A 12,826-nucleotide genomic window follows, 5' to 3' on the forward strand; every position below is an offset into this window, starting at 1 on the left:
GGGGATCGCTCGACACTCCTTCTTCGGTTGACGCCTTCAGCCTTGGCCCAATTCGAACTTCTTGTAGCGTTCGAGAATGAATGCCTCGAAGGCCTTCGCTGCGGGCTTCAGCCGCTCGATCGGCGGCGTCGTAACGTAATAAGGATGCGCCATCGGCACGGATAGGTTCGTCAATCGAACCAAACGGCCTTCTCTGAGATCGTTGCCAATCGTCGGCATGTCGCCCATGGCGAGCCCGGCTCCGGCGCGGGCAGCCTGGATCGTCAAGTGTGCGCCATCGAAATAGATGCCCCTCATCAGGCTTGGGATGGCGACGCCGCAGCTGATGAACCACCGAGTCCACGTATCGGTGTTGTGCTCGTGGATGATGGTGTATTCGAGTAGATCCTTCGGCCGGACATTCTTCTGATGCGCGATGGAGAGCCGCGGACTGCAGACCGGAAAAAAATCGGACTGTCCGAGCAGCGTCACGCGCCGTCCCGCCTGCTCCGCGCTGCCGTATGAGATCGTGATATCCGGATGCTCGATGGGGCTCGGCTGATGCCAGGGGGTAGTCATCATCCTTATCTTGACCCGCGGAAACATCAGGATGAACTCGCCGATGAGCTCCGCCAGCCAATTCGCGCCGAGACCCGGCACGCTGACGATGACGAGATTGCCCTCGAATTCTTGGCCCCTGAACTCTGCGATGGCTCCGGAAATGCGATCAAATCCGGTTTGAACCGCCTCTAGAAGCCGGTCACCCGCATCCGTCAGCTTCATCGGACGCGTTGAGCGATCGAAGAGCGTCACTCCGAGTTGGTCTTCGAGGCCCCTGATGTGATGGCTGATCGCTGCGTGCGTTACGCCAAGTTCGTCGGCGGCCAAGGTGAGGCTCTTGAATTGCGCAGCGGCCTCGAAAGCCCGGAAAGCGTGAAGGGGCAGTCGCGATCTCTTCATCTGCCTATTCTCCGGGCATCGACGAAATGTGCCTGCATAGTTTCCCCGCAGATGGCCCATTGTAAGTTCAGCTTACACAAGACGGATATTTTTCTCAATTGCAGCAAGTTCATTTGCATTTAGCCTGCGCATGAAGAAAACGCGGACCGGGTCCGCACATGCCAGGAGACGGTCATTTGAGTGAGACGTCGACGAAGGAGAAGCGGGGCAACACCGCCGGCACGGAACTCAAGTGGGGCATCACGGCGCAAACCGGAGTGCTGACCGACGTCCTGCTCGGAAAGCCCGACTATTTCGAATGGACCAAGCTCAACGCAATTTCTGATGTCGCCCAGGAAAACCAGGAGCGCATGGGCTACGTCTTCGACAAGCAGAAGGCGATGCGCCAGCACCGCCAGATGGTCGACATCTACGAGGCGAATGGCGTCCGCTGTCATTTCGTTGAAGCCGACGAGGGCCTGAAGGCGAGCGTGTTCACCCGCGATTCGAGCTTCATGACGCCATGGGGCGCCGTCGTCGCAAGCATCCAGACGCCGCCGCGGCGCCGGGACTATGCCGTCGTCTCCGAATTCTACCGCAACGCCGGCATCCCGATTTGGAAATGGGTGACAGCCGGACATTTCGAAGGCGGCGATTTCGTCATCCTGAAGCCGGGCGTCGCTCTTCTTGGCTACTCCGGTAGCCGCTCGACCAAGGAAGGCGCCGAGCAGGTCGCGGGCTGGATAAGAGATAAAGGATGGGAAGTCTTCGTCGTGCCCATCCCGCACCAGTTCGTGCATATGGATGCCGTTGTTGTGATGCTCGAGAAAGACCTCGCGTTGATCTGCGAAGACGCACTACCGGCGTATGCGCTCGAGTTCATCAAATCGAAGCACGGGATCAAATCCATTCGCGTCGAATACGCTGACTGCGTCCAGCTTGGCGGCAATCTCGTCAGCTTGGGCAACAAGCGCGTGCTCTCGATGGCACACAATCTCAACGTCAACGCGCGCCTCAAGGACGAAGGTTTCGAGGTGTTCGCGGTCGACTATGACATGTTCGCGCTCGGCGGTGGCGGCGTCCACTGCTCGTGCCATGAGCTGAGACGGCTCCCGGAATGAGGTCGGCGCAAACAAGCACGCAAGTCTAACGCAAGAGTCTTCGAAAATCTTGGTGACGAGGGGGACAGATGAAGTCGGATACAGCAAAGCCTGACGGTGTAACGCGCGTTCTGCAATACGTCTCTCTCGATCGCCGACAGCTGCTGAAAGGCGCCGCTGGTCTCGGCATTGTGGGGGCGGCAGGATTGCGGAGCGGCACGGCATCTGCCGCGACAGCGCTCAAGTACGTTGGTTGGGAAGGATACGATTCTTTTCTGGCCGCGGGCGATTTCGGCAAGTCCGACGGTCTGGCGTTGCAAAAGACGTTCATATCGAGTGCCGACGAGGTCGTCGCAAAGCTGCGGCTCGGCTCATCTCAGCTCGACATCTGCACGCCTTACTTCATTCACGATGGATTTCTCGCCGAGCAGGGACTGCTGGAGCCGATCGATCTCGCCAAGATCTCGAACTTTTCGAAGATCAACGCCACGATCCTCCGCTATTGCGAACCGAACATGAAAGTAAAGGATCATTGGTACGCCGTGCCGATGACCTATGGCTCGATTTGCATGCTCTACAACGCAGATCTCGCAGCCACGCCGACGTCTTGGGCAGACATGCTTAAGCCGGAATACAAAGGAAAATGCGCGATCACCGCTGACTACGTCGGTAACATCTTTGCTTGGGCACGCGTCGCGGGCATCGAGCAACCGAACCGGATGACGAAAGCCGAGCTGACGAAGGTCACCGACCTGCTGATCGATCTGAAACGCAATCACCTGCGCACCATCGCGCCAAGCTACGGCGATCTGGTTCAGCTTCTGTCGAGCAAGGAAGTGGTCATCAGTCAGGGTTGGGAGCCCGTACCGACGTGGGTCGGTGCGGCCGCGAACATCAAGGTCGCCTATCCCAAGGAAAAGAGCATGGGCTTTATCGAAGGGTATGCGATCGGCAAGGGTGCTGCTCACGTCGACGAAGCACACCGCTTCATCAATAATGCCCTTACGAAGGAGGGACAGCTCGCCGGTGCGACCGCAAACTCGATGCCGGTCGTAACGGATGAAGCCATGCAGGCCGCAGACGCCGCCAACAAAGCCATTTACGACTACGACCATCTTGACGACTATCTAGCCCAAAAGACGATGATCGTTCCGATGTACCCGCTCGAGAGCAAGGGTGATTTGGCAATCTGGGACAATTATCAGGAAGCATGGGAGAAGGTGCTCAAGAGTTGATATCGTCTGCAAGTGAGCACACGCAGCTGTTGCGCTTAACTGGAATTTCCAAGTCCTTCGGCACCCAAGTGGCGCTTCATCCGCTCGATCTGTCGGTCGCTCGCGGAGATTTCGTGGCGCTGCTTGGGCCTTCAGGTTGCGGCAAGACCACACTTCTTCGCGTCATCGGTGGCTTTCTTCGTTCCGACCAGGGAAGGGTCGAGATCAACGGCGCGGATGTGACGGATCTCGGTCCCGAGCAACGGCCAACGAATATGGTGTTTCAAGGATACGGGCTCTTTCCCCACATGACCGTGCGGGAGAATGTTGCCTACGGCTTGAAGATCGCGCGCGTTCCGGCGGAAAAGCGGAACCGGAACGTCGGCGAGATACTCGAAATGATGCACATTTCTGGGCTCTCCGACCGTCTGCCGCGCGAGCTTTCCGGCGGTCAGCAACAGCGCGTCGCGCTGGCGCGCGCACTCGTCATGAAGCCGAGCGTTCTTCTGCTGGACGAGCCGCTGGCCGCACTCGATCTACAACTCCGCAAGTCCATGCAAATCGAGTTGCGCAATCTTCATCGCGAGATCGGCGGCACGTTCATCTGCGTGACCCATGACCAGGGTGAGGCGATTGCGCTGGCCAACCGCGTTGCCGTGATGAACGCGGGGCGGATCGTTCAAGAGGGAACACCGGAAGATATCTACCAGCGCCCGTCGAACGCCTTCGTTGCGGGCTTCGTCGGCGAAAGCAATATTCTTTCACTGACACGGCAATCTGGAAGCTGCCGGCTGGCGGGCAATATCATTCCATCGTCCGGGCCAGATGGCACGGTCGCGATGATGATCAGACCCGACGACATAAGCTTGGTTGAGGTCAAGCCCGCGGCCGATATCTCGCTATACGGACAACTCACCGACGCCGTCTTCATGGGCGACCATGTGAAGCTGATCATTGCGGCGGAGACAGGCGATATGCTCACGGTGCATCGGTCTCGTCAGGAATGGCACAGCGACCCGCTCGAAAGTGGCAAGCGAGTGTTTGCGTCTTGGTCGCGCGACGCTTGCCATATTCTGGAAGAGTCATGAGCAGCATACGGTCGCGAGATGTGGCAGCCGTTGCTCCGTCCTTCCTCGTCTGGACAGGATTTTTCTTCGCGCCCATCCTCTATCTCTTCGTTGTGAGCTTCTGGAGCGTTCGCCAGTACAAACTCGTGACCGACGCGAGTTTCGACAATTATCTTCTCGCCGCCGGCGAATATCGTCACGCGATCGTTTTCACCTTGGCTCTCGCCGCAGTCGTCGGTGTCATCACAACGATATTCGCGTTCGCGATGGCTTACATGATCCGCTTTCACGCGGGCCGCTTCGGAAATGTCCTGCTGTTTATCGCGTTGACCACCCTGTTTGGCGGTTACCTCGTCAAAATCTACGCGTGGAAAGGACTGCTGGGTTCGACCGGCATCATCAATCAGGCGCTGCTGGCCGTCGGGCTCATAGCGGAGCCGATCTCGTGGCTTCTCTATAGCCCATTCGCGGTCGTGATAACGCTCGTCCACTTTCTGCTGCCCTATGCGCTACTCCCGATCAATGCAGCGCTTCGCGGCGTTGATGATGCGCCGATAGAAGCCGCGCGGGATCTCGGTGCCCGCTCTTCGAGAATTCTGGTCGATGTGATCTTGCCTCAGTGCGAGCGGGGAATTCTCACAGCGTTCGCGCTCGCGTTTTTCGTCAGCGCTGGGGATTACGTCACGCCGCAACTGGTCGGCGGAACGGATACGTTCATGATCGGAAACTTCATTCAGAGCCAGTTCGTCAACCGCATGAACGCGCCGGTCGGCGCAGCCCTCGCGTTTGCCACGCTTCTGATGACGCTGCTCGTTGTGGCGCTGGCCTCGCTGCTTTACCGGCGCATATTGAAGGCATGCGCAACATGACCCTGCGCGCCGCCTGTTGGTTGACATTTGGGATCTTATCGGCGGCGTTTCTCGTCGCTCCGCTCGCGTTGGTCGTCGCATTCTCGTTCGGCGAGAACCCGCACGCGACGCTGCCCTTCGGAAATCCCACTCTGCAGTGGTATCGCGATCTCTTCGCCGGAGACGATTTCCTGGCCGCGCTTCGCAACAGCGCGATAGTAACATCCTGCGTCGGCGTGCTCTCAGCGGTCCTCGGAACAGCCGCCGCGTTCGGCTTTACCGCCCTCGATCGGAAGTTGTCGCGACTGGGCGTCCAATTGATCTCGCTTCCCGTGATGCTGCCGCCGCTCGTGCTCGCTTTAGCGCTTGCCACGGCATTTTCGGCGAGCCGTATCCCGTTGGGACTTGGCACCGTCATCCCGAGCCATCTCATCTTCACCCAGCCGTTCGTTATCCTGATCATATACGCGCGGCTGACCGCGTTCGACCGCTCCCTCATCGACAGCGCCCGAGATCTTGGAGCCTCCTCGCCACAGATATTTTGCACGATAACGCTGCCGCTGATTGCACCGAGTCTCATCGGCGCGACGCTTCTCGCGATGGCAATCTCGCTCGACGATTTCGTCATCACGTTCTTCACGATCGGCGGCGGCATGACGCTGCCCACCTTGATCTGGGGAATGCTGCGAACGCACCTGGACCCGACGATCAACGCTCTCGGCACCCTGGTGCTCGTCCTGACGCTCGGGCTCAGCGTCATCGCGTTCAAACTCACGCGCTACAGAGGCTGACGAATGGTCAAATTCGCCTTTGAAGGAAAGTCAGTCCTGATCACCGGAGCAAGCCAAGGAATTGGTTTGGCAATCGCTGAAGCATTCGCAGAGGCCGGCGCGGACATTTCCATACTCGCCGAGAATGACGGCATCCACAAAGCAGGTGCAGATCTCGAGAAGCGCTTCGGACGGCCGGTTCGGGCGCTGAAATGCGATATCTCCGATCAGGAGCAGGTGCGAACGTCGCTTGCCGGTATCGAACGCTTTGACGTCGTCATCAACAACGCCGGATATCAGCCCGCGACGCCGATTTTAGCAGCCAATGACAAAGTCGATGCCGAATTTCGCAAAGTCATCGACGTGAACGTCATGGGCACCTACTACGTCACGCGCGAAGCGCTCCCGCGTATTCCCCGCGGCGGCTCCATCATCATCACCGCTTCGATATGGGGCCGCACAGGGGCCGCGGGATATTCCGGCTATGCCGCCTCGAAGCACGCGGTTGTGGGTTTCATGCGATCGCTCGCCATGGAGCTCGGCCGCGAAGGCATCACCGTCAACGCCGTTTGCCCAGGCTTGGTCGAGACGGATGGCGCGATGTGGACCATACGAGACGAGGCCGCAGCAGCCGGCACCTCGGTAGAAGCCGTGGTCGAAAGCCATCTGCGCGGTCAGCCGATACCGGGCGTCATGCCGACAACGGCAATCGCGCCGACGTACCTTTTTCTGGCTTCAGAGGCGGCCGCGGATATCACCGGCCAATGCTTCGGCGTCGATCGCGGCAGTTTCATTGGTTGAAGGGGAGAGAAGCTTTGGACCGGTTGAGCGGTAAAGTCGCAATCATCACGGGGGCGGCAGCAGGAATAGGCCTCGCGACGGCGAAAGTCTTCGCGCGCGAGGGCGCCTCGGTGATGATGACCGATTGCGATACGGTCTTGGGAAGCGCTGCCGCAAAGGAGCTGGCGCGTGTCGGCACCGTCCATTTTGAACAGCACGATGTTGCAAGCGAAGCCAATTGGCGCCTGATCATCAACGCGACGATGCAGCGTTTTGGAACGCCGGATATTCTGGTGAACAACGCCGGTATCCAGCTCACGCGAAGCTTGGAGGAGACGACGCTCGACGACTGGCGCCGAGTGTTCAGCGTCAACGCCGAGGGAACCTTCATCGGAACCCGTATCGCAGTCGAGAGCATGAAAGATCGTGGCGGCTCGATTGTGAACGTGTCCTCGACGTACTCGATGGTGGCGGACGGATTGAACGCCGCCTATTGCGCGTCCAAAGCCGCGTCGCGGCATTTCACGAAGGCCGCCGCTCTCTACTGTGCCGACAGGAAATACAACATTCGTGTCAACGCCGTGCATCCGGGCGTTGTGATGACGCCGATGTTGGAGCGCGAGATCGCCGCGGTGACGGCCGATCGCGGCTTGCCCGATGCCAGCGCCGTCGAAAGCGAATGGGGCCGCATCTGCCCGTTGGGCATCGGCGAAGCCAGCGACATCGCGGACGGCATTCTCTATCTCGCATCGGATGAATCGAAGTACGTGACGGGCAGCGATCTTGTGATCGACGGTGGCCACATCATTCGCTAGCCGGGCGCGCGACCTTCGTCGCCCATCCGGCGTTAGGTGCCTGAGCCGTTCCGCGCCGCTTCACGCGAGACACGTCTCTACAAGCGTGGAAACTCACTCTCCGGCAGACCTTCCTCGTAGTAGGGAAGCCGAATGCGACGGGGTTGATAGCTGCCCTCTTCGGTCACTTTTCGGACGTGCGCCGCAATCTCGTCCAGCCGCGCAAACCAGACGTTGCCACGCGACTGCATCGTCTTCACCATCCGCGCAATGCCATCGAGACGCGCGGGACGACCGCTGACCCACGGATGCCATACCCCGACCCAGAGTCCGCCATAGCGATACGCCGCTTCGAAATCGGCCATGTAGACCGCACACGCTTCGTCCGGCGACCGTATCGTCATCTGATAGCCGAAGTCCGTCGCGTGGACGTATTGAGGCCAATCGTCGAGCGACCAATGGGATGGAATCTCCACGAACGAGCCGCCGGCGGCATCCACGAGATGAGGCACGTCGTCGGTCATCAGCGATGCGTCATATTCGAAGCCATGCCGAACGAGCATCTCCGCCGTGTAGCGTGAGAAATTATAAATGGGCGCGCGAAATCCGCGAGGCTTCTCTCCCGTAATGCTGACCATGGTCTCGAGCGCGCGCACGAAGAACGCCTCCTGCTCGTCGCGCGGCAGCTGATTGTAGTTCTCGTGAATATAGCCGTGATGGCCGATTTCGTGACCGCCCGCGAGGATCTGCTCGACGAGATGCGGATAGGTCTTCATGCACCACGCCGGATAGAAGAACGTCTGCTTCAATCCGAGATCGCGATAAAGGCGCAGGATGCGAGGCACCGCAATTTCGTCGTAACGCATCCAGGACGTGGTCGCCACGAGATCGGGGACCCGATTGCGATGTTCGAGGTGCAGCGGGCTTTCGGAATCGATATCGAACGTCAGGGCGACAGCACATCGCGCACCATTCGGCCAGGGAACCGGGTTCTCGATCATGGTGATGCGTCGCCCGCCAATTTGCCGGTATCTAACAAACTATTCCCCCTAACGTCCCCGCGATATGACCGTCTATCCTAACCCGAAGCGGCTCCATCGCAATTGAGAAAGTTCCAAGCGTATTGTGAGTGAAACTTTCAACACCCGGTCGATGAGCTGCCACGCCGCATTGTCGCTCGTCGCGAGTTCCAGTCCGAGCATTCTTCGGACATGCCCTTGTAGAGCGTGAGATTGTAGGCGGAATTGATGAGGGAGACGTGGCTGAAGGCTTGCGGAAAATTGCCCATCTGATGCTTCGAGACGGGATCATATTCCTCGGCGAGAAGTCCGACATCATTGCAGAGCGCGACGAGGCGTTCGAACATTGCTTCCCCTTCGTCGATGCGACCCTGCATGACAAGGTTGTCTACAAACCAGAAACTGCATGCAAGGAACGCCCCTTCGCCGGCTGGCAAGCCATCTTCGGTCTCGGTCGTCGCGTAGCGATAGATCAATCCGTTGCGCAGAAGACGGTGCTCGATCGCTTTGACAGTGCCCTGTATTCGCGGGTCGGACGGCGGCAAGAAGCCGACGATGGGGAGTAACAACAGGCTCGCGTCAAGAAACTTGGAGCCATAGGCCTGCACAAAACTGTTCAGCTCGGTGTCGAAGCCGTTGCAACAGACGTCGTTGTGAATTTCGTCGCGTAACGCGCGCCATCGATCCAGCGGCGCCTCTTCGCCGTGCTCTTCGACCCATCTCACCATACGATCGAACGCGACCCATGCCAGGACTTTCGAATGTACGAAATGCTGTGCCGGCCCTCGCACTTCCCAAATCCCTTCGTCGGGCTGGCGCCAGGCCGTTTCGAGGTGATCTAGGAGTGCGAGAGAGATTGCGTGCCAACGATCCGCAGGGGGCAATCCGTGCGCGCGCGCTTGGAAGATGGCGTCGGCGATCTCGCCGTAAACGTCGAGCTGGAGTTGAGTGGCGGCGGCGTTTCCGACCCGGACCGGCCGCGCACCCCGGAAGCCAGGCAGCCATTCGACCTCCCATTCTTGCAGACGGCGCTCGCCGTTGATCCCGTACATGATCTGCAGCTGATCCGGGCTGCCTGCAATGGCGCGGACAAGCCAATCTCGCCAGTCGCGCGCTTCTTCGTAGTAGCCGGCGCTTCCAAGGGCGAGCAGAGTCAACGTCGCGTCGCGCAACCAGCAGTATCGATAATCCCAATTCCGAACGCCGCCCGCTTCCTCCGGCAGTGACGTCGTAGCGGCAGCGACGATGCCGCCGGTTGGAGCATAGGTCAGGCCTTTTAATACGGTGAGCGAGCGTTTGACGAGGGGTGTCCAACGTCCGGCCGATACGCAGTGGCCTGACCAGCCACGCCAATACGCTTCCGTGCTTTTGAGCGCGACCTCCGGGTCCACGCCCTCGGGCAGCTTGCGCTGCGAGGGACCGTAGCTCAAAACGAAGGGCACATTTTCACCGGCCGAAACGTTAAAGTCTGCGACGGTCGTCAGTCCCTCTCCACTCAAATCCACCGGCGCGCGCAAAATGACCATATCGGGGCCGGCGATCGCGCGGAGCCCTTCCCCGTCGAGACGTTCGACCCACGGGACAAACGCGCCGTACTCGAAGCGAATAATGAACTCCATATGCAGCGGGACATGCCCTTCGACACCGCGGACGATGCGGACCAGATCCGCGCTCTCGTCGTGCGGCGCCATGAAATCGATCAGTTCTGCGGTCCCACTCGCTATTTCGAATGTCGTGACGAGGACCAGGGAGCTGTCGATGTACCGGCGTATGATCCGTTTGGCAGGATCCTTCGGCGCGATGAGCCATCGCCCGTGCTCGGGGTTTCCCAAGAGAGCGGCAAAGCACGCGCTGGAGTCGAAACGCGGCCAGCAAAGCCAATCGATCGAACCGTTGCGTCCGACCAGAGCGGCAGATTCGCAATCGCTGATCAGCGCGTAATCTTCAATCCACAGTTGATCAGGTTGGGACATGCTCCACGCCTCCGACGGACACGAGTGCGGCGAGCGCGGCCTTTTCAATGGCTGCGGCATCCCCCTTGAGAACCTCGAACAGGGTTTCTCGTCCATCTCGCCAGAAGTGGATATCGAACCGCGCTCGGCCAAGCCGTAGGTCCATCAGCGTGATATCGGGCAACCAATCGGGCAATACGGGATCGACGTAAATTTTTCCGCGAGGAGCATCCTGCTGCAGTCCCAAAAGCGCTTGAAGTAGCAGAAACGGCGTGCCCGCCGCCCAGGCTTGCGGGACATTGGCGCCGAGATATTGGACCGGGAAGCCATCCTCCTCGCGCTGCAATCCGCCATAGAGCTCTGGAAGTTGGTTCAGAAGGAAATGGCTCGCCGCGCCGCTCAGTTCCCGTGCGACGACGGCGGCTTCGCGCGGAAAACCATATCGCTTCATGCCGAGTGCGATGATGGAATTGTCATGCGGCCAGACGGCGCCTGTCTGGTAATCGTACGGGTTAAACGCTGGATGATCCGCCGATAGCGTGCGGATGCCCCAGCCCGAAAGCATATCCTTGCGCATTAAACGTTTCACGACCTGCTCTGCTCGCTCCGGCGCGATGATGCCGGACCAGAGGCAGTGCCCCACGTTGGAAGCGACCGTCAGGACCTTTTTCTTCGTGCCATCGAGCGCGAGCGCATAGAAGCCCAACTCCTCATCCCAGAAGTCTTCGTTGAACTTTTCAAACAGGTGCTCCGCTTTTCGGCGTAAGGCACCGGCTCGCCGTTTGTTATCGAAAGCATCATAGATCTCGGCCATGCGGAGCCACGCGTCGTAAACATAGCCTTGCAATTCGCACAGTGCTTTTGGTCCGTCGACAAGCGCGCCGTCGGGATAGACGATTGAATTTCCGGCGTCCTTCCAGCCCATGTTCTCGTAACCGGCGGGCGACCGCGTCTGGTATTCCTGAAATCCATCGCCATCGCGATCGCCGTATTTATCGATCCAGTCGAGGCAGGCTTCTGCGGTGGGGAGAAGCCGCTCGATAAGATCAGCGTCGCCGGTCGCTCGCCAGGCGGCATGCAGCGCCACGAGATATAACGGCGTGGCGTCGGCCGTGCCATAATACGGCGTATGCGGAATTTGGCGGAAATGGGCGAGCTCGCCGTAGCGAAGCTCGTGCAGAATTTTCCCCGGTTCGGCGTCACGGTAATCATCACGTTCATGCGCTTGGTATTGCGCCAAGACGTCGAGCGTCCCTTCTGCGAATTCGGGATAGACGATCATGGTCTGCAACGAAGCGATCAAAGTATCGCGGCCGAATAAAGCCAAGAACCAAGGCAGGCCCGCTGCGGGGACGAATACCATTCCGCTCGTTCCCTTGAGCGGCAACCGCAGCGCGGCCATATCGAGCACGCCTTGATTGAAGTTGCGGTAGAATTCCTCGTTGCTGGTCACGATTTTGAGAACCGTGGTTTGCCATTCCGAAATTTTCTGGGAGTGTCGCTCCTCGCCGCTTGTATCGATGCACCCGCGCGGCGCCAGAATGCGTTCTTTCCCGTCTATGAATTCGTAGTACAGACAGCGATGCCAAAACTCGCCGGGCTTTAGGGCAATCTCGAAAGTCAGGCGGCCATTGGCGTAGACGGCATGTTCACCGTCGCCGGCGTCCGCTCGCACGATAATTTCGCGATGGAAATCTTTATTCCGGTAACTATCGTGAACCATCTGTCTCTGCGGCGACCACGTCGTCGTTATAGAGCCGCGACGGACGACAGCGTTGGCTTTCACTTCGAATATGTCCGCAAAATCCGCGCGAATGGCAATTTCCAAATTGAAACGGACGGCTCCGAGCCCATTGTTCGAGACGTAGATGTCTTCGTGCATTCCTCCTTCGATATGACGGCCGATGAGCAAACCCAAGGTTCGGGCCGCGATGGGTCCGTCTTCGCTCATGAAGCTGGGGTTCGTCGCGTGGATACGCGCGGCGTTGGAGGCCACGGCGCCGCCGTTGAGTAGATCCCATTTCTCGCCGTTTACGTAAATCGCCCACGTGCTGATGAGCCGGGTGTCGCGAAAATAGAGCCCGTGGTTGCCGGGAGATGTTACTTGGCCATCGGGACGCGTAACGAAAACCGTCTGCCCCTGATGAATGGCAATTTGAGCCGGACCAACCTGTACTTTGAACGACATCGATGAAGCCAGCGAGAGAGGTTGTGGCTTTTTGAAAGTCGCCACATCTGTTGCGGAACGAGTTGAGCGCCGATCCGTTTCCCCCTCGACGTCGATCATTGTGGCGGCTGTCGTGCCGGCCCTGTTCGTAAGTTATGTTTTTAACCCGCTCCAACTGCTGCCGTTCGACGAATAGT

The 12,826-nt window shown here is 59.0% G+C and carries 12 protein-coding genes; 8 read left to right on the top strand and 4 right to left on the bottom strand.

Annotation, left to right across the window (positions count from 1 at the left end; translation table 11 throughout):
- Positions 1–36 precede the first annotated feature (36 nt).
- A complete protein-coding gene (locus AC1DK3_RS03305; protein ID WP_477190864.1) occupies positions 37–939 on the bottom strand; it encodes a LysR substrate-binding domain-containing protein in 903 nt (300 codons plus the stop codon).
- A 176-nt stretch (positions 940–1,115) separates the two neighbouring features.
- Here AC1DK3_RS03305 and AC1DK3_RS03310 point away from each other — a divergent pair, with 176 nt between their 5' ends.
- The 7 genes from AC1DK3_RS03310 (at position 1,116) to AC1DK3_RS03340 (ending at position 7,512) form a co-directional block, all read left to right on the top strand.
- Positions 1,116–2,039 carry a dimethylarginine dimethylaminohydrolase family protein gene (locus AC1DK3_RS03310; RefSeq protein WP_477190865.1) on the top strand — a complete coding sequence of 308 codons (924 nt, stop codon included), beginning with the start codon at positions 1,116–1,118 and terminating at the stop codon, positions 2,037–2,039.
- A 68-nt stretch (positions 2,040–2,107) separates the two neighbouring features.
- On the top strand, positions 2,108–3,253 hold the full coding sequence (locus tag AC1DK3_RS03315; RefSeq protein ID WP_477190866.1) for an ABC transporter substrate-binding protein: 1,146 nt from the start codon (positions 2,108–2,110) through the stop codon (positions 3,251–3,253).
- Entirely contained in the window at positions 3,250–4,320 is a 1,071-nt protein-coding gene (locus AC1DK3_RS03320) for an ABC transporter ATP-binding protein (protein WP_477190867.1), read from the top strand. The genes AC1DK3_RS03315 and AC1DK3_RS03320 overlap by 4 nt, the downstream gene beginning before the upstream one ends.
- On the top strand, positions 4,317–5,168 hold the full coding sequence (locus tag AC1DK3_RS03325; RefSeq protein ID WP_477190868.1) for an ABC transporter permease: 852 nt from the start codon (positions 4,317–4,319) through the stop codon (positions 5,166–5,168). The genes AC1DK3_RS03320 and AC1DK3_RS03325 overlap by 4 nt, the downstream gene beginning before the upstream one ends.
- Positions 5,165–5,938, top strand: coding sequence for an ABC transporter permease (locus tag AC1DK3_RS03330; RefSeq protein ID WP_477190869.1), 774 nt, complete (start codon positions 5,165–5,167; stop codon positions 5,936–5,938). The genes AC1DK3_RS03325 and AC1DK3_RS03330 overlap by 4 nt, the downstream gene beginning before the upstream one ends.
- Before the next feature lie 3 nt (positions 5,939–5,941).
- Complete coding sequence (locus AC1DK3_RS03335; protein ID WP_477190870.1) at positions 5,942–6,718, top strand: SDR family NAD(P)-dependent oxidoreductase; 777 nt, start codon at positions 5,942–5,944, stop codon at positions 6,716–6,718.
- A 14-nt stretch (positions 6,719–6,732) separates the two neighbouring features.
- Positions 6,733–7,512, top strand: a complete 780-nt coding sequence (locus tag AC1DK3_RS03340; RefSeq protein WP_477190871.1) for a glucose 1-dehydrogenase — start codon at positions 6,733–6,735, stop codon at positions 7,510–7,512.
- Positions 7,513–7,589: 77 nt separating this feature from the next.
- Here AC1DK3_RS03340 and AC1DK3_RS03345 read toward each other — a convergent pair whose 3' ends face one another.
- The 3 genes from AC1DK3_RS03345 to AC1DK3_RS03355 all read right to left on the bottom strand — a co-directional run bounded on the left by AC1DK3_RS03345 (position 7,590) and on the right by AC1DK3_RS03355 (position 12,650).
- Positions 7,590–8,492 carry a polysaccharide deacetylase family protein gene (locus AC1DK3_RS03345; protein ID WP_477190872.1) on the bottom strand — a complete coding sequence of 301 codons (903 nt, stop codon included), beginning with the start codon at positions 8,490–8,492 and terminating at the stop codon, positions 7,590–7,592.
- A 137-nt stretch (positions 8,493–8,629) separates the two neighbouring features.
- Complete coding sequence (locus AC1DK3_RS03350) at positions 8,630–10,483, bottom strand: glycoside hydrolase family 15 protein (protein WP_477190873.1); 1,854 nt, start codon at positions 10,481–10,483, stop codon at positions 8,630–8,632.
- The gene (locus AC1DK3_RS03355) at positions 10,470–12,650 is read right to left on the bottom strand and encodes an amylo-alpha-1,6-glucosidase (RefSeq protein WP_477190874.1); all 2,181 of its coding nucleotides are present in this window, start codon (positions 12,648–12,650) and stop codon (positions 10,470–10,472) included. The genes AC1DK3_RS03350 and AC1DK3_RS03355 overlap by 14 nt, the downstream gene beginning before the upstream one ends.
- Here AC1DK3_RS03355 and AC1DK3_RS03360 point away from each other — a divergent pair.
- Entirely contained in the window at positions 12,640–12,825 is a 186-nt protein-coding gene (locus AC1DK3_RS03360) for a hypothetical protein (RefSeq protein ID WP_477190875.1), read from the top strand. The genes AC1DK3_RS03355 and AC1DK3_RS03360 overlap by 11 nt on opposite strands.
- Position 12,826: the final 1 nt, after the last annotated feature.

It is taken from the genome of Hyphomicrobium sp. 01T421, assembly GCF_056398805.1.

Bases quoted from the DNA above. Each gene is read 5' to 3' on its own strand.
- AC1DK3_RS03305 (WP_477190864.1), bottom strand. From the start codon at position 939: ATGAAGAGATCGCGACTGCCCCTTCACGCTTTCCGGGCTTTCGAGGCC.
- AC1DK3_RS03315 (WP_477190866.1), top strand. From the start codon at position 2,108: ATGAAGTCGGATACAGCAAAGCCTGACGGTGTAACGCGCGTTCTGCAA.
- AC1DK3_RS03325 (WP_477190868.1), top strand. From the start codon at position 4,317: ATGAGCAGCATACGGTCGCGAGATGTGGCAGCCGTTGCTCCGTCCTTC.
- AC1DK3_RS03330 (WP_477190869.1), top strand. From the start codon at position 5,165: ATGACCCTGCGCGCCGCCTGTTGGTTGACATTTGGGATCTTATCGGCG.
- AC1DK3_RS03335 (WP_477190870.1), top strand. From the start codon at position 5,942: ATGGTCAAATTCGCCTTTGAAGGAAAGTCAGTCCTGATCACCGGAGCA.
- AC1DK3_RS03345 (WP_477190872.1), bottom strand. From the start codon at position 8,492: ATGATCGAGAACCCGGTTCCCTGGCCGAATGGTGCGCGATGTGCTGTC.
- AC1DK3_RS03350 (WP_477190873.1), bottom strand. From the start codon at position 10,483: ATGTCCCAACCTGATCAACTGTGGATTGAAGATTACGCGCTGATCAGC.
- AC1DK3_RS03355 (WP_477190874.1), bottom strand. From the start codon at position 12,650: ATGTCGTTCAAAGTACAGGTTGGTCCGGCTCAAATTGCCATTCATCAG.